This is a genomic window from Herbaspirillum sp. RTI4 (assembly GCF_034313965.1).
Taxonomy (GTDB): Bacteria; Pseudomonadota; Gammaproteobacteria; order Burkholderiales; family Burkholderiaceae_D; genus Herbaspirillum.
Genome location: NZ_JAVIWQ010000002.1, coordinates 985,960 through 1,004,404, shown reverse-complemented (window position 1 = coordinate 1,004,404; position 18,445 = coordinate 985,960). Strand labels below are relative to the sequence as shown.

The window sequence follows — 18,445 nt, the reverse complement described above, 5'->3', positions numbered from 1 at the left end:
ATAACGCCAGCACCGGCAATCTTCTTCGAGGCATCTGTCGAACCCGAAACTCGGCCGGCCTGAAGCTCAGCGATCGCTCGCAACACGCTCATAGATCTGAAAAGTGAGACTAGCTGTCCGCTCCCAGGAATGCTCGCGCGCGCGCAGCGTTCCCTTTTCTCTTAAAGAATCAGCCAGGCCAGTTTCTTCCAGCACACGCTGCATCGCATTGGCAATGTCCAGCGCATCAAGCGGATTGACCAACAACGCTGCGTCTCCAGCCACTTCCGGCAACGCCGTCGTGGACGAGGTAATGACAGGCGTTCCGGCGGCGAATCCTTCCACTACCGGCAATCCGAAACCTTCGTATAGCGAGGGAAATATCAATGCCTCTGCTGCACTGACGAGCGTCACTAAATCCTCATCCGGCACATGTTTCAACCAGCGCACAGATTTGCCAAAAGCTCCCCGCTCAAGATTTGCCACAAGTTCCTCGCACTGCCAGCCAGCGCGACCCACAATCACCAGCGCGACCTGATTGCGCACGCCTGGCGCCAGCGCCTGATAAGCATCAATTACCCTGGCGATATTTTTACGTGGCTGCAAGGTGCCGACCGTTAAAAAAAATTTATCCGGCAAAGCGTATCGCTCAAGCATAGCGGCCACAGCGGATGTCGTCACGGGTACAAACCAACGCGCATCCACACCCAGCGGAGTCACGCTAATTTTTCCCGAGGGTATCTTGAAATGCCGATGAATCTGCTGCTTCGAGTACTCTGAAATCGTGATCACATGTCGAGCCGATTGGGCGGAACGTCGCCATAACCAATTCTTGGCGCTTCTGAAATTATTCGATACCCACTCAGGATGCGCCATTGGAATCGCATCCATGATGGTAGCCACGACAGGCAACTTACCAAGCGAAGGAATCATGTGATCCGTCGCGTGCATCACATCCATTTTTTTTGCTAGTTCATACGAACCTGCAAATGGCAGGCCAGACAAGGCTGACACAATTGCCTGCGGCGGAAATTTCCCATACAGCAAGGGAGATGGCTGCATCGGAAGTGGAAAACCATAGGACAGGGGCAGCAATTCAAGCCGTTGATCATTGAGAAAACGCGCCATTAATTCACGCGTGTAGCTGCCAATCCCATCGATGCCCCCCGCCTGCAAACTTCGCGCCAAGCCCGTTATGCCAAACCCCACACGGATCATGACTGTTGCATCTGCAACATACCGCGCAAAGTGTCTTCCAGACTTGGAATGAACAGAGGACCCGTTGTGGCTAGTAATTTTTCAGGGCTGCCACAGAGCCGATAAATTTCATTCTTTCGAACGAAAGCCGGGTTAACCTTGATTTGCATTGTATGGTCAGATAAACGACTCAGCGCATCAATCACTGCCTGCAAAGTGACCGGATTGCCGGTGCACACGTTATAGACCGCACCACTCTCTGCTTTGTCAAGCAATTGAAGATACGCCTCAGCAACAAAACGCACATCATTGAACTCACGCTCGACATTAAGATTACCCAACTCAACGACATCGGCCTTGCGCGCAAAATGCGCGACAAGTTTAGGAATCACGAATGCCGCATCCTGTCCCGGTCCGGTGTAATTGAAAGGGCGTACAAAAAATAAGGGCAATTTCGGCAGGTAGATTCTTGCCATGTATTCCATCGCCAGCTTACTGGTGGCGTAATGGTTAACCGGTGCCGGAGTCTGGTCTTCGGTGATCGGGGAATGTTCACAGTTGCCGTACACATTGGCGCTACTGGCCAACAAAATCCGGCGCGGAGCCTGAACCAGACTGGCGAGAGCATCAAGCAGATTCGTCGTGCCGACCACATTGACGTCATAGAATGCGTTGTTATTGGCATGACCAACGAAGGCAATCGCTGCTAAATGCACGACCAATTGGGGCTGGATCTCCCCAATCTCGCGCATGAGCTCTTCACGGTCACCGAGATTAGCCTGCAATTGCGCAACGTCGTAGCCACGCGCACGCGCAGCAGCGACGAAATGGCGACCAGTAAAGCCACCGGCACCACTCACCAATAATTTCAAAACGAAAAACCTTGGGTATTGCGGCGCAGATCGGCCTGTACCATCATCTGGCACAACTGCTCCAGCGTAGTGGTCGGAGTCCATCCCAGAATTGCTTTGGCTTTAGCGGGATTGCCTATCAGCAACTCAACTTCGGCGGGCCGATAAAATTTTGGATTGATGCGCATCACGGTCTTGCCAGTAGCGACATCGATCGCTGTTTCCGATTCTGCCTCGCCCTTGAATTCGAGTGTAATGTTTGCGGCCTTGAACGCCATTTCGACGAAGTCCCTGACCGTTTCGGTACGGTTAGTCGCCAAAATAAACGTATCTGGTTCATCCGCCTGCAAAATGCGCCACATGCCTTCCACATAATCTTTAGCGAAACCCCAGTCGCGCTTGGCGTCGATATTGCCCAGCTCCACGCAATCGAGCTTGCCGAGTTTGATTTTAGCGACCGAATCAGTGATCTTGCGAGTCACGAACTCTCGTCCACGTAGCGGACTTTCATGGTTGAACAAGATCCCGCTCGCACCGAAAATGCCATAGCTTTCGCGATAATTGACCGTCATCCAGTGTGCGTAGAGCTTGGCCACACCGTACGGGCTGCGCGGATAGAACGGCGTATCTTCCACCTGCGGTACAGCTTGCACCTTGCCAAACATCTCTGAAGTAGATGCCTGATAGAAACGAATTTTTGGATTGACGAGACGCACCGCCTCCAATAAATTAAGTGCGCCGATGCCTGTGATCTGCGCTGTCGTGGTCGGCTGTTCGAAACTGACTCCGACAAAGCTTTGCGCGGCCAGATTATAAATTTCGTCAGGACCTATTTTCTGCACTAATGAAATCGTCGACCCCAGGTCGGTCAGATCATATTCCACCAAATGCAAATTAGGATGAGAAGCAATACCAAGTTCCTCAATCCGCCAAAAATTGACGGAACTGGTACGGCGGTATGCGCCATAGACCTGATATCCCTTACCGAGAAGCAACTCCGCCAAATAGGCGCCATCTTGCCCGGAAATTCCTGTTACCAATGCGACTGGGATTTTCATGCTTTTAAATTAAGTAAATTGAATAGGGTGAATTGTAGGCGAATTGCAAAAACCGCCCAAATAATAAATCATTAAGTTTCAGCCCTGACTGATATTTGGCACATCTAACGCATTGCTGCAAAGAGGAAAATTGCGCTGAAATCCATCACAAAGTAACCTTACTTCGTCCGAGAACTGCGTCAATGAAGCGTCCCCACTCACGATTGTTGGCAATCGACCGTTTGCCGCCACCAAGGCGAGGAAAAGTTCTTGGGCGCCAGAATCAGCATTGTCAACAACCACCGCGCCCCATGCCCGATGCGCTGGAATATCCGAGGCAATAACAGGTAAAGACATCGCCAATGCCTGACCAATACCTTGGTTATAACCCTCCCATCGGGAGAAATTAGCATAGGCATCGGCCGCACAATACAGATCGAAAACTTCATCCTCAGTGGCATTTGCCACTACCGTTAGTCCACGCCGGGTCAGCTCCCGCACATCCTTTGGCGTCGCTTTTCCGGACAAGACAAAAATACTATTGTTAGAAAATTCTGCATTCGCCACCGTCATTGCATCGCGAACATCGGCGTACATATCTACACCATGGCAAACGCGCTCCTCTACTTGCAACCCGCACACATTGAGAATCACATGTTGAGTAGTCCACCCGCGTTCGGTTCGCACGCGTTGCCGACGCGTCACGGCCGCCTCATTCCATTGCCGAAGATGACTATTGCCGACGGGAAATATCGCGTGCAAGGTGTTAGTTGCGTCGTCCCCTCCCTCAGAAGTGGCCATAACGGACGTCGCCATCAGTAAAGCCAAGTCTTTCTCTGCCAGCACGGCTCCTCTTCGCGGCGCATCTGAAAACCAGTCAGGGTCAGGATCACCTTGATCATAAGCCAGCACGGGAGGATAAGCACCGGTCCAGCGGGTAACGCTGAAAAACGGTGGCGTACTGGCAATAATCAAATCAACCGCGCGAATTGCCGCCAGAGTTGCAGCGGAAAGAGGATCCTGCACTTCCACTCGCTCACAGCCAGCATATAGATAGTCGTTGTCCGATCTTGGGCCTCCCACAATCACTTCATACCCACTCTTGAGCAAAGCCTTTGCCTGCAAATCCGCCACGATAGCAACGCTATCACCCTTAGCATGCGTTGCAGAAAGCAGCAGCACACGCCGTGGCCGTGCCGCAGCATCGTCCCAGAAGGCCCTTCGTCGCGGAGCAAAGCTGAGGTCATAGGCCTGTAGCAAAGAAAGATTCGGAGAATAAAACGGATCGTCCCGCATCAATTGCGGATAACGAGCCCAGGCCTTACGGGCTTCAGATCGTAAGAGCGCCACTTTTTCGGGCGTATCGTCATAGCCACGGGATTTACTTTCATGATGAATCAGCAGAGCATCGGCAACATAGATATTTTGTTTGCCTAGCAAATGTAGCGAAAAGCAAAAAACGATGTCGTTGAAGGCCACCCGGAAATTTTCATCAAAGCCGCCGACCAGTGCAAAATTCTCTCGCGTCACGGCCAGACAAGCACCTGTTACCGCCGTCACCTCGTGTGTAATATTGGCCAGGTTGTGATACCCACCATCATTCGCAGACAAAAAAACATGCGCATGTCCGGCCACCCCTTGAATACCGGCAATCACGCCGCCATGCTGAACTGTGCGATCGGGGTACAGTAATTTGCAACCCACCGCACCGATCTCAGGACGCAGAGCATGGGTAGCCATTTTTTTCAGCCATGCAGGATCCAGCACCTCGGTATCATTATTCAAAAATACCAGCAATGCCCCACGCGACTCGCGGGCCGCCACATTATTTAACCGAGACCAATTGAAGCTCATCGTGTCACGGATTACCCTGATGTAGCCCGACGCCTCTGCTTCAGCCATCTTTTTCAAGGTCTTCGCATCGGTGGAGCCATTATCGACAACCAGAATCTCGATGCCCCCCTCCGGCCAGTCGGTAGCTCTGATGCTTTCCAGACAAGGACCCAGTAGGTCCCATCGATCACGCGTAGGAATCACGATTGTTACCACCGGCAAAGTTTCCGGAAGCGGCCAGCTTACCGTCACCTGCTGGGAATCAGCCAATGCATCATGGAACAGGACATGCGGAATGTGCAGCGTCCGGTTAAAGCCCAGCTCCATTGCATAATTCCGCACGACAGCCGCTGGGACATTGGCTGCTGCGAATTGCGCTATGACGGATTGAGCCTCCGGGGCATCACATCGAATGGCCAACATGCGGCCCAACAATACGCCCTGGCTGGCAAGCAAAGCAGAAAACCCGGGTTTAAACCAGGGATTGCGTGCAGGCTGACCCTCGCTCAATTCATCTTCGTCTGAGTAAGCCATTAGTGAATCGGGTGCATCCCGCAAGGCATCAGCGAAAATTCGCAAAGCATGCGCGCGCGGCAACGCACCACCCTGAATCAGTATTGAACATTCAGCACCGGCACCAACTTGCAGACATTCCTGCAAATCCTCCTCTGGCTGCACTTGATGTTGATAATACGAAATACGCCGATCACCCACTGAAGCATCAGCAACGGCCTGCATGGATTTTTCCGCATCGCAATGCGGATCAAATATAAATAGTGCCTGCCACGACTGCCCGATACTGGCCACCAGTCGCACTGCAAACGCTGCCGCATAATGCTGAGAAACTGCATCAAACCGAGCAATGATAAAAACGCGCGAATCCACATGAGGATGGTCTTCCAAGCGCCGCAGGCTTGTCGCATCCGGGGTATCAAACTGGGCCGACCACAGCGGATACGACGTCATCAGTTGCAAACGCAAAGGCAACACATCACAAGCAGTGGACGAGGGTAAATGTTCATTGAACTTGCGTAGGCGGTTCACAATACCCATTTTTCTGGCAATGCCAATTAATCTCAGGCGAAGCACAGGCCGCGACTCCAGATACGCCATGACCGAACCAACGCAATGTTTGGCCAGTTTTTTTAGGAGTATTTTATGAATTGACGCCTCTTTGCTCATTACCGATTATTCCCATTCATGGTGATGCAATCCGACATGGTCTATTGACGAAGAAACTAAAAAATTACTCAGTAGTGCGCACCGATATCTTGTTTATATTAACTAAGCGCTCATCACTTGAACCTACCGATACCGAAGCTCCGACAGCGACTCCCGGTTTCAGCATGGGATGCCAGATGTCGCTCATCTTCGGCGCACAGGGATAAGTCATCACATCTTCCGAAATAAATCTACCCGCCGCATCCTTCCACTGCGTAGTGGCCCGCACAGCGCCCCCTTCATGGCAAGTGGCATGAATTTCCAGCAATACCGGATCCACATTCACTTTGCTGTCAGTAATATTTTGCAAAACACCACGCAAAACAGGTTCAAATGCCAACAGATTAAATGGTTTGAATTGAATTTCCTGTCGTACTGGCGTGCGGAAAGAGGATTGCATTCCGGCATCGCCCAATTTTGCCCCATTGAGCTGCCAGTTCATGCCACCACGGGAAAAATCCCCATTGAGGATATGTTCTTCCAGATACATTTCTTCTGGCCTGATCTGACCGACACGCAAATCCCCCACGCGAAACAACTCGGTGGTGATAGACATCAACTCAGCTTCGCGCGAATAACCGCGCCCGACCGAATGAACAACAATATCACCACCTACCCGGGCAATTGACGTGCGCAGCTTGACGTCTTTGATTGATGGGCCAAAGAACGTCCAGGAATGCCAATTATCAGCCACCGTCCCCTCTGGGAAAGCACTATAGACCGGCTCGACGCCCAGAAGAACGATTTTTTTCCCGGCATACCCCCCCATCCGAGAAATGGCATCGCCGACAATCAGCTCCGGCCTGCTTCTCAACCGAAACGCGGCAACCGCACCACGATCCCACAACATGGGTAATGCAAACTGTTGCAGAGGCCAATAAGCGACTGGGAAGCGTAAGACATTCACCAGACACAGGATCATGACGATAATAAAACTACTGACTGCGGCAAACCGTAATCGGGACAAGGCCCATACGCCGATGACTAAAAACCAGGGAATGACCGGAAATACATAACGCAGATAGGCCTGATGCTGAAACACCAAAATCCAATAAGCCACCGCTGAAACTAAGGCCCCCATTACCCACCAGCGACGCTCGACAATGACCACCAGAACTGACAAAGGGAACAGCACAAGCAAACCAATTCCGAGCGCACCCGCTGACTGAAATTCTCCAAAACGTTCCGATTGAATACTCATGTCCCAAAATGTTTTCAGGCCAAGCGCTTTCTCATAAAGAGGATTACTAAAATCAGAACCGGCTCCCGTCAGAAAATCCGCAGAGCGAAACAAACTGTTGTAGAGCGGGAAAACGGGATTACCCGTTTTCCACAGCGCCACCAGATAAGGCGACGATGCACAGATCAGGAACGCCAAACAAGCAATGACAAAACACAACATGCTTATTCGTTCAAATTTCCCGGCACGCGCGCGCAACAACGCACCAATCAAAATAAAAGGGACAATCAGAAGACCGATCAATTTAATGGAAGAGGCAAAACCCAGCGCCACACCCAACACCAACCACCGCCCCTTATCTTTCGATGAATACGCAAGCAGTTCGGCCAGTGCAATCAGGAAAAAAAAGGCCAGGGGTGCCTCAATGAATGCGGACCCCACCTCCAGAAATGAAAGCGGCAAAGTCAGCAATAGGGCTGGTGCGGCCAAGGCAAGCGTCTTCCCTGTCCGTGGCAGCAACAGGCGATAACAGAGGAACGCGGTCGCCAACAAAAAGGAGGAGTTCAGCAGGCGTGCACCCTGCTCACCGGCCAGGAAAAAAGAAGGTACGAACAACCAGTCTGCGCCAAACGGCATGACCGACCAGATGTATTGCGTGACATCAAAGTGCCATATCCCGGTTTCCAGCATTTTTGCTGAGATGTTTAAATGGAATGCCAGCGCGTCGTACCCCAGCTCCGGCAACGTCGTGACCACCGTTACCATGCTGACGCCCGTCAAAACCAGCGCAAGCATCAGACTTTCAGTCAGAGAATGTTTTTCCAGCGCCAGTGGAGGCCATAAGGGGGGCGTGTATTTCTCGTTGGAGCCAAGTCGCCATGCGGCAATGAGACCCAATGCCGAAAACAATGAAAAATACAAAATAGGGATGTTGATTGGAAAGTGGGCAAGTGCGCTGATCAAGGTGCCTATCGCGGCAAATCCAAGGGCTGCGTGGCGCAAAGACCATGTCGAATCGTGCGTATTACTAAAAAAGCCGGCTATACCCGCACCAATCAAAGTCGCGCAAGCCCAAATCCACACTAGAGAGGTCAAGGGAGCCAGACCGGTCATTCCCACACATAAGGCAAAAGGGGACAATAGTAATGCGTACGGCGGAAGTCCCAACCTCATCAAGGCCAGATACCCCACGAAACAACCTGCAATCAAAATTGAAAAAGCATCTCGGTTGAAAGGGGCAGCCCAGATTTTCCCACCCCACCATGGGGTAGTGCCGTAAATGGCAGAGATTAAAAATAGTGATGCGAATATTAGTAAGAGATTTTTTTTAGATGCAGGAACAATCGTAAAACAAATTTTGGGAAATTTCATTACTAGTCATTTTTATTCATTGTGAATTCACCGCTAAGTCGGCACGCCCGGCGCTCAAGGAATTGGTAGCGGGTTAATAAAATTATTAAGCAATTGGTTAATGTTAGAAAATCAACTATGCCGCTGCAAAATATAAGCGGCAATCCTTGATGCATTAGCCATGGTTAAGCCAGTCGTTGGGGTTGCGGGTATTGACGGTAACACCGCTGAGTCAATCATATATACATTTTTACAACCAAACGGCCGACCATACTCATCTGATTCATGTTTTTCTGGTTTAGTGCGCATAGGAATAGTCCCCCCAAAGTGTTGGCTATGTCCTAATTTTGACCGTAATTTAATCCATGAGAATGGAGAAAATCCTGTCTGTCGACGAAATTTTATTAATTTCTTTATAAAGGAATCGAACTCTTGGTCACTCTGCTTATTGTATTCACCCGTTACCGCCAAGGTATCAGCACCGTCGAAACGAATCGCCATTTTTCCAGAGACATGGGAAGAAAAATAAGCGACCCCGACAAAAAACCGATTCAAAAATGGTTTGGCCAACCAACTCATCCATTTTCCAGCGCGGCCAAATAAATGCTCGAGTATGGATTGGATGATGATTTTCCCCGGGTAGAGCTGGCTCTGAATCACATTTCCATTGCTATCAAAGCCTTGAATATAAAGATGTGCCAAAGCGATCGATTTATTATCTCTGCGCACACCTCCGCGAGAAACCCATACAGGAAAATAGTATTTTTGGCTATCCTGGATAGTGTAAGAATGTCCAGTCCAATGAAGAGATGTATCCACGATGCGCGTCGAATCTATGCAGCCTGCGGCCAATATAAGGACGTCATATTTCATGGAGCCTTCAGTGCCAGAAGTCAGATCAACGAAAAAAATTTCTACTCCATCAGCGACCTCAACGAAGCGCTTGACCAGATGATTCCCCAAATATTGCATGTTAGAACTCGGTAATAATTCGACCACGGTGTTCCATGCATTAAAGATTGATCCGCGACGGCATCCGGTCATGCACTCACCACACAACACACAACCAGTTTCTGATCCAGGTTCCGAATCAATCGCCAGTTTTGCTTTGCCTATATAAATGCCATTTTTATTTAGAAGTAAGGCATTCAGCTCAGCAATATGTAAGATGTGGGCGCTTTGTACATTTTCGTACTGAAGGTCAGGTGTAACAAGACGTAATGGGTAAATAATGTCAATTTGATCGGTTCTGGCACTCAACTTCATTTTCCCGAAAACTGAATGCAAATGGCGAGTCATTGTTTCAATCTCGAAAGGCCAGTCAGCAATGTCTTTTTCGGTTGTAGGGCCTACCGTTGCCCCCCAAACTGTACTAAGTCCTCCTTTGGCATGACTGGTGTCAAAACTGACGTTTGTATCAGTAAGGATTTGCAAGCTGTCTTTCCGCCGATACATATACTGCGACCCGAATAAGGCCTTGCGCGGAATTAAACCACCGGAGCGATTCTCAGCTTTTTCCGATGTGGATTTCACGCCCTTTGCGTCGGCCCCGACGTCATAAAGGTCCACTGAAAGGCCGGCCTCAACCAATATTTTTGCGACCGTAGAACCTGATGGCCCCGACCCCACGATTGCCACTCGTAAACTCATGATATTTCCCAACCTTCATTAGACTGTGCATCCGCATCACCATTTAAAAACTGCTTCATACACAAATTATTTCCCTTACACGGAGGGACATCGATTAAATGCACGCACGGAGCACAGGATAATTTTTTATACATAACGACATCACGTAGAGCGTCCAAGCCTTTAAGGCGCAAGCCAGGATCACTGGGACCCCAATAAGTAATTGTTCTCAACTGAAGAAGGCGGGCTATATGATTCAGCCCAGAGTCAATCGATACCAAGAATGTCATCGACTGAAATTGGGTGACTACATCGCGAAGAGATGTTTGTCCGGTAAGGTTAGAAACTTCAACATCGCCCCGGAAAGCCTCAATGAGAGGTTTTAATTGAGCAGCATCACTACAATCGTTTTTCCCACCCAACAAGACGACAGTTACCGGATTCGAAGGCAAATGCCGGTGAATAATTTGTGAAAATTCAGCATTTGAAAATTGGCGCTCTTTATACAAATCCGAACAATAAGCAGCAACACCGACACGAGCCATGTCCTCATGAACTGCATTATTTTGATATTCGAGAAAAGTTTGGAAATGTGCGCAGGCATCAGTCCAATTGATAGTCGCGGCACCAATCTTTTTTGCTATTTGCTCATACCCTACATAAATAGGTGTCGCTGAATTATAAAATACGGGATGATTGATGTAGCGCTCTTGCCACCGATTCCAGTCCTGATATAGGCCATATCTTTCTTTTGAAAAAGAAAGCAGAGTGAAAATCGCGCTCAACTTAGAGTGAAGTTCGTAATTAACGAAAATATCGCTTCCGAAACAGCCCAATAATGCTTTTGCAGAAGACACCACTACCTGCCTCGCGCTCCCCGTTTGGATTTCAAGTATTTCATCGAACAAGTCAGTTAATTCTGCGTACACCTTTACTTCTTTTGCGCAGATCAAAACCAGTCGTGCCTGCGGATAACGGCACCTTATGCTAAGTATCGCAGGATAGGCAATCAGCAGACTGCCACCTCCCAATATTTTAAGAAACGAGATTTTTTCAGGTGCGCTCGTAATCCTTCTTTTTTTCCCGATCGCATCAATAACAAATACAAGCGGCCTTAACAGTACAAGCAAAATTCGGCCTAGAGTATCGTCGATTTTTTTTAGAGTATTCGGCCGCATAACTATTTTAATCCATTTTATTAAGGCCACCTCTTTCAGACGAATCGTTTCGACTGCATTAGGGTCATGTTTTTGCTAATTGTAACAATACTGACTTGCTCCAGACACAAAGTTTAAATTTGAATCTTTGAGATGCCAGCCTTCAATTTTTCAAATGAAATCCCAACGTATCCCAACTCCTGACGCGCCCTTGAGTCATCAATGGTCACAGGGCTGCCCGTAAGAAGAACTTGAGAACACGTGATGGGAGGGGGGGACTCAATATCCAATACGCCCCAGACCCACTCGACACATACACCCATGAGCATGGCTAACTTACGCGGAATCGATTTCGTGGGGATGAGACCATCACTGTTGCTCAATAGGTGACTGACGAACTCTCGAAAGAAAATCGGTGCGCCATCCGTAACAAAATAACTTTTCCCACCCACCCCCTTCATTGCCGCCAATTCCAGGACTTCACAAAGATTATCTATATGCGTGGTGGAAGTCAGATATTGGCCATGCTCAATCCAAAGAAACCGTCCAGCTGCTATTGCTTTTTTTAATTTAGGCAAGATGGTGGTATCGTCTCGGCCCCAAACCATTCGAGGCCGCACACTCATACAAGAAAAATTATCGACACTGCTTTGCAAAACAATTTGTTCGGTCGTTTTCTTGGAGCGCGCATAGCTGCCGATCGACTTAACAGGATAGGCGGTGGTGTCATCTAGATCCACTAGGTTTTCCCGTCCCAAAAAAATAGCTTCGGTACTCACCAAAACAAATCTGTTGGCACGCTGCTTAACAGCATTAAGCAAATTTTTTGTGCCAGTAACATTGAAATCTGAGGATACTGTCGCCTTCCCCCAGTTCCTTAAATCAGCTGCAACATGAAAAACGACATCGATATCATGTAAATTTTTTTCTAATTCGTTGGCATTGAAAAAATTTAGAACTCGATGCTCCACACCCATACGCTCAAAAAATTGAAGATACTTTTCATCACGTGTTGCAGCAATAACCCGGTATCCTTTTTCTTTTAACGAACGAATCAAATTCCTGCCAACATAACCGTTCGCGCCGGTAACGAGTAGTTTTTTATCTTTGAGGCAATACATTATTGGCAACCTTAAAAATTCTTACGTCATCTTGTGAATATTGCAAAATAAGAAATTTATTTTTAATTAATTCGTCTAAATAATTGTTCATCCTCAAATGAAACGCTTTAGTTTTACTGGGGTTGGTGTACATGGTTTCATCCTGATTACGCCAGACAAGGTATTTTATTTTACGTTTTTCAAAAATGGCAGAGAATTCATCTGATGAGACTATCTGTTGAAACCCCCCTTCCGGATTCCAATCATGAATGGATAAAAAGGGACGGTCTAAGTAAAAAAATGGCTGGACGCCCCAATTAAAGGCAATCAGTGAATTTTCTTCTGTATTTTTATTAATATATTGAGATACCCAATATAAATGAATAAATTTATCAGCAAAAATATCTCTAGTAACATCTCCGTCCATCACTAATCGCAGTGCCACATGATTTTTAAAATATTGATTTAGCGACTGATATGCTTGGACTACAGCCATGATTAGTACAGCCGCACCAATTAAAGTGCCCATCTTGTTTTTATCAATTATTACCAATGAAAAAATAACGAGAAATACAAAAATAAAGTAGGTATATCTAAATTCCCAATAGATAGCAAATGCCTGAAATGAAATCGTTAGCGCAATTGCAATTAAGAGCCATCCAATAAATCGCTTATTTTCAAATGTCCGCTTTACGAAAAATAATCCCGCACTTAATACCAGAAGTGTTACATTTAAAAATCCAAAATTTTCTAAATATATTTTTTTAAAATTAACTAGTGAATGTGTCGTCGCCCAGGACATATCTTTTTGAAGCATAGTGCTTTCAAGAACCATGTCCATCATATCGCTTGTTACAGGATATTTTCCACATTGTCCAAACAGATTAATGAGACTGGGAAATACAGGATTACATACCGAAAGCCAGTTATTCATTAACCACACGCTATTGATTACAGTACCAATAATAATTAATTTAATAAATTCCAGAAAATGATGTGCAATCGACTCTTTTTTATCTGCCGACATGAAATAAATAAAAATATACAATGGCGCAGCAAAAATACTTGTATATTTAATACCCGCTGCAAATGACATGAAAAAATACGACATCAGTCTATAGCTTGATTTACTCTCTGATCGCGACATCAACAATGCATAGATTGCTGCCAAAATATATGCAAGTTGATAACCTTCAATTTTTGCCGTTCCAATATTTCCCATTGTTATAGGAAGATATAAAACACTAATCACACAAATCGCGGCGAAAAAATATGATTTTGAAAATTGCAAATAAATTTCACGAACAATCATCAGCGAGACAATTAAAAAAACTAAAATTAAAAAATGTGCGCTAGTGGCATTACCAGTTAAAAGAAATGGGATACCGATAACTGTTTCACCAAATAATGGAAAGGCACTATACATTCCGTAATTAGGGAGATAAGCAATATCACCTGCTGCAATATGTAATTTTGCAAATGTTAATCCATACGATATTTCATCCCAATTAAATGGCTGGATTGTTGATACGTACACACCAATTATTAATGCGGGAATAGATAATACATATACTATAGAAATCCAACTTATATTTATTTTTTTATCACTCACCGAAAATTTATTACAAATATTTTTAATATTATATACGCCAGGTATTGCAGCAACTACAGAACAAAAAAGAAAAGGAATTAATTTCAGTTCATTGAAAAATCCAAGTAATCCGTAAATAATTGACAAGACTCCAAATCCGAATAAAAATAAAATTAATATATCCCCTCCATTTATTTTATTTTTATTCTTCCACAAACAAGGATATGCTATTAATCCAATCAATATCGATAATAACAATACAAAGATTAAAATAAGAAAAGGCATTTATTAATCCTTATTAATGTAAACAAAACGCTTATACATGCCAAAATTATAAAGAGATAAAATTAATATCTGAACTAACTTCGCTATGTATACCTTTGGGATTACGGAAACAAGGACAATTAAAATTAAATAATTCAAGGCCCCGCCTAACACCACAACGCCGCCAAAAGTGACAATTTGACGCAAACTATAAAATTGATTGCGGAAAGTGAAGGCATGGTGAAAAAGGAAACCTGTAATAGTCGTCAGCGCAACCGCCCACGTATTGGAAATTAGAGTGGCATTTTTGAAATAGTAATATGCAATATTGAATATTAAAAACTCTGTCGAAATATTAACCAGACCGACAACGCCGTATCTAAAAATCTGTTTTATTGACTCAACGCTGAAATATTTTTCAACTAAATTTTTCAAATCTATTTTTATAGGCATATAAATGTTTCTGAAAATTCAAAAATTTTGTTAACTTATTTTTAAGATAGAGATTTTTCATGCCTGAGATTTCCCCACGAGGATGTACTTTATCCAGCATATTTTATTCATATAAAAAATAACCTAATTTTTCCCCTAGCACTCTCTTTTCTGCAAAGCTTCTATTAATCAATAATGGAATCCGATTATTTTATAATAAAATATTATTTTTTCTTAATGACTATCACATGATGCAAGCCCAATACGTTCCTCAGCGGAATCATCAATATTTCAACTATTTTTAAAATCGGCGTGAAAATATTCGGAATCAATTGCTTGAAATTCAAACCACCCGAAAAAACATACCGGATATAGTTATTTAAAACTCGTGTTTCTACAATCTCCATACCTGGAAATTCTTTTTCAAATATAGCTCTGTCTCTCACAAATACGACGTATGAAAGTGCCTGATTCGCATCTAGCATGACACCTGAATCCGTACTCCAGGATTTTTGATTTTTGTCGAAAAATTCTGTAGGGAATGCTTTTTTGTAAAAACTATTTGCCAGCAAACCATAATAAGGATCGATAAGAACAACTCCGCCTCCTTTATGCAAAACCCGCTCGCACTCTTTGAAAAAGCTACGCGGATCTGAAATATGATGAAAACAATTCAGGCCATACACAGCACGAAGTGAGCCATCTTTAATATCCATTTTTGTGGCATCTATTACCATGTCAACGATGGGAGACTCAATTACTTCGCTGGTAATCACATCGGGATAATATTTTTTTATTTGCCCGACTCCAGAGCCAATTTCCAGGACTTTCCCACTGCCAGAGAAATATTTCGCATTTGATGCTGCACAAATATCATAAAATTCTTTAAACACGCCTGCGATCATTTTCTTTTTCTGGATCATTTTTTCATGTGCGGCAAGCCGTGCATGTGAATCCACATCGATCGTACTCATGTTCTTTTCACGAAGGATGTTGATTATAAATTGCATCATGATTTTATTCCTTAACTGTATTCTGAAATTATTCGACAACTTAAATTAGTGCGTCTATATGCTAAAACTAACTCAACGCCTAGGCGATCCATATTAATTCGCTAACTAAATGTCCGCAGTGATATCCATTGCAACATGACTGGCGTTTCATCTGCGCTGCCCCCAAAAATGGTTCCGCTGGTCGCTCCTTCTGGCCGCTTCACTACACGTTTTATCGTAATGCCCTTTGGATTGCAGGCATGCACCTGAATATCCGGACTCAGAAATACCCCTTTCGCGTCATACCAGTTGATTTGAGAGCGGAACAAATGGCCCTCGGCGCAAGCCACACGCATTTCCAACAAGCCCTTGGGGCGGCCACTGAAATCAATGCTCTGGGTAATCGGCGCAGCCACTGTTGCCTCTACACCGCCTTCTCGGATACTTGCTTTGCCGATTACCCACGCGGGATCAAGCTGGCTCAGATTCGGCCCGACAACTTTCTCGTGCGTGTACATCAATTCTGGCTTGATTCGACCTATACGGATGGAATGAATCCGCAGAACCTCATCTGTAATCTGCATGATTTCAGCTTCATGAGGTTCACCCTGATCTATTGAATGCACAATTACGTCGACACCTAATTGACCGACCAGTTTGGTGAATTCTGTGTATTTGATCTCCGAATAAAAATAGCGCGAAGAATGCCATGAGTCTGCCAAGGTACCACTTGGAAAGTGACTAAATGCAGGATCCGCTCCTATGATCAATATTTGTTGATCTCGCATGTCGTCCATTTTTTCCAAGATGTCACCCACGACTGCAATAGGTTTATTAGCTGAAAAAAATGCTTGATTACTTGCACGGCTAATGAAAAGCATAGGATCAAACTGTTGAAGCGGCCAGAATGTAACGGGAAACCGTAACAGGTTGACCGCGCACAGAATCGCAACCACCAACACAACACTGAGACGGGGAATAGCAAATTTTGAAAACGCCCAACTTGCGGCAATGAGCAACCACGGAACAATTTGATAAACATACCGCAAATATGCCTGCGAATGAAACACGACAGCGATATACGCCATACTGCCTAATACGACGGCAACCAGCCACCACCGTCGCCGCACTGCCCCGATCAGTAAGGACAATGGCACCATCACTAAAAAGACAATTCCAACAGCACCATTAGCCACTGATTCGCCGAACGCTTTGGAATTCACAGAGGCATCCCACAACAAGCGCCAGCTCAAGGTCTTGCTATATAGCGGATTAGAAAATCCCTGCCCGTTGCCAAAAACGCTTTCCGTCGTAAAGAATGGAGATCTGAATATTTGATTGTAAAAGGGAAAAAAGGGATTGCCGGTTTTGAAGAGTGCCACAATGTAGGGCGGCAAACTACACAACAGGAAGAACACCAAGGCGACTACCACTACTCTCAGCGTAGGCTTCTCAAAATGCCCTGTTCGTGATCGTATCAAAACGCCTATGAGCAAAATCGGTAACAGGGGTGCGCCTAACAATTTAATCGAACAGGCATACCCGGCAATCACCCCCATCACCAACCAGCTTCCAATGGGCGAATTGTCAGATCCGGACAATTCAGAAAAACAGCATACAAAAAATAACGCTAGTGCGGGCTCTACAAATGTGGTGGCTGAAACCAGGAAAGTCAGGGGCAAGGTCAGCAACAATGCAGGAGCTGCCAGAGCGCACAACGAACCGATACGCGGCAACAGGATTTGATACGTCAGCCATGCAGTGGCCAGCAAAAAAGAAATACTCATCAGCCGGGCGCCCGCCTCACCGGCCAAAAAGTATGGCGGCACAAGCAACCAGTCCGCGCCCAGTGGCATGACAGCCCAGATATATTCAGTAACATCGAAGCGCCACAGTCCTGTTTCAAGCATGCGCGCAGGGACATTAAGGTGCACGGCCAAAGCATCGTAACCAACATCTGGCAACAGACCCACCATCAAAACCAGAGTACCCCCAAGAAGAACCAAAGCGAGCATGATGATTTCCGGCCACTTCCGTTTTTTCCATAACAACGGAATAGGCAATTTCTCTCTGAATCTGCCGCGGGCATGCAAGCGCCAGCCGCAAAACACCGCCAGAAAACTAATCAATGCGAAAAAAATTGTCGGCGTACAAACCGGATAATGTGCCAGCACGCCTATCAGAGATCCAATAGCGGCGAAACCTACGACGCTATTGCGTACTGTCCATACCGGCCCTCTTTCACTCCCGCTCAAAGCAATAATCCAGGCGCCGGCCAGCATGGCGCAAATCCAGAACCAAGCCACTGACGTTAACGGGCCAGCACCCGCCAGTCCGACATCCAGTATCAGAACTACACTCACAATCAGGATAAAAGGAACACGCAAGGCAAGTAACAGCATGAATGCCAACATGGCCCACGCGACGAATCGGTAAAACAGCAGTTGGGAAAGGCCTCCCCCGCCCCAAATATTTTCCTGCCACCATCCATGCAAAACTGTTGCACCAATTGCACTCGCAACTAATGCAATGGCGATTACCAATATCCCTGCCGACTGCCACCGAGGCACCAGCCCATCATTACTTCTGAAATTCATTCCATTCCCCACATTCTGATTATCCATTCCGGGCA

12 protein-coding genes are annotated in these 18,445 nt (G+C 46.1%); all 12 read right to left on the bottom strand.

All coding sequences use genetic code 11. From position 1 onward, the window contains the following. Positions 1 to 66 precede the first annotated feature (66 nt). A complete protein-coding gene (locus RGU70_RS04730) occupies positions 67 to 1,107 on the bottom strand; it encodes a glycosyltransferase family 1 protein (protein ID WP_322208246.1) in 1,041 nt (346 codons plus the stop codon). 86 nt (positions 1,108 to 1,193) lie between these two features. Beyond that, complete coding sequence (locus RGU70_RS04725; protein ID WP_416186548.1) at positions 1,194 to 2,048, bottom strand: NAD-dependent epimerase/dehydratase family protein; 855 nt, start codon at positions 2,046 to 2,048, stop codon at positions 1,194 to 1,196. After that, positions 2,045 to 3,085 carry a GDP-mannose 4,6-dehydratase gene (gene gmd, locus RGU70_RS04720; protein WP_416186479.1) on the bottom strand — a complete coding sequence of 347 codons (1,041 nt, stop codon included), beginning with the start codon at positions 3,083 to 3,085 and terminating at the stop codon, positions 2,045 to 2,047. The genes RGU70_RS04725 and gmd overlap by 4 nt, the downstream gene beginning before the upstream one ends. 78 nt (positions 3,086 to 3,163) lie before the next feature. Next, on the bottom strand, positions 3,164 to 6,079 hold the full coding sequence (locus RGU70_RS04715; protein WP_322208244.1) for a glycosyltransferase: 2,916 nt from the start codon (positions 6,077 to 6,079) through the stop codon (positions 3,164 to 3,166). A 64-nt stretch (positions 6,080 to 6,143) separates the two neighbouring features. Beyond that, positions 6,144 to 8,669 carry a glycosyltransferase family 39 protein gene (locus tag RGU70_RS04710; protein ID WP_322208243.1) on the bottom strand — a complete coding sequence of 842 codons (2,526 nt, stop codon included), beginning with the start codon at positions 8,667 to 8,669 and terminating at the stop codon, positions 6,144 to 6,146. A gap of 111 nt (positions 8,670 to 8,780) precedes the next feature. Continuing rightward, positions 8,781 to 10,298: a GMC oxidoreductase gene (locus RGU70_RS04705; protein WP_322208242.1), complete on the bottom strand. Its 1,518-nt coding sequence runs from the start codon at positions 10,296 to 10,298 to the stop codon at positions 8,781 to 8,783. After that, positions 10,295 to 11,485, bottom strand: coding sequence for a glycosyltransferase family 9 protein (locus RGU70_RS04700; protein WP_322208241.1), 1,191 nt, complete (start codon positions 11,483 to 11,485; stop codon positions 10,295 to 10,297). The genes RGU70_RS04705 and RGU70_RS04700 overlap by 4 nt, the downstream gene beginning before the upstream one ends. 83 nt (positions 11,486 to 11,568) lie before the next feature. After that, positions 11,569 to 12,555 carry an NAD-dependent epimerase/dehydratase family protein gene (locus RGU70_RS04695; protein WP_322208240.1) on the bottom strand — a complete coding sequence of 329 codons (987 nt, stop codon included), beginning with the start codon at positions 12,553 to 12,555 and terminating at the stop codon, positions 11,569 to 11,571. Next, on the bottom strand, positions 12,536 to 14,410 hold the full coding sequence (locus tag RGU70_RS04690) for a hypothetical protein (RefSeq protein ID WP_322208239.1): 1,875 nt from the start codon (positions 14,408 to 14,410) through the stop codon (positions 12,536 to 12,538). The genes RGU70_RS04695 and RGU70_RS04690 overlap by 20 nt, the downstream gene beginning before the upstream one ends. A gap of 3 nt (positions 14,411 to 14,413) precedes the next feature. Beyond that, a complete protein-coding gene (locus RGU70_RS04685) occupies positions 14,414 to 14,842 on the bottom strand; it encodes a GtrA family protein (RefSeq protein WP_322208238.1) in 429 nt (142 codons plus the stop codon). A gap of 203 nt (positions 14,843 to 15,045) precedes the next feature. Then, positions 15,046 to 15,834, bottom strand: coding sequence for a class I SAM-dependent methyltransferase (locus RGU70_RS04680; protein ID WP_322208237.1), 789 nt, complete (start codon positions 15,832 to 15,834; stop codon positions 15,046 to 15,048). Between the two features lie 101 nt (positions 15,835 to 15,935). Then, entirely contained in the window at positions 15,936 to 18,437 is a 2,502-nt protein-coding gene (locus RGU70_RS04675) for a glycosyltransferase family 39 protein (protein WP_322208236.1), read from the bottom strand. Between the last annotated feature and the right edge of the window lie 8 nt (positions 18,438 to 18,445).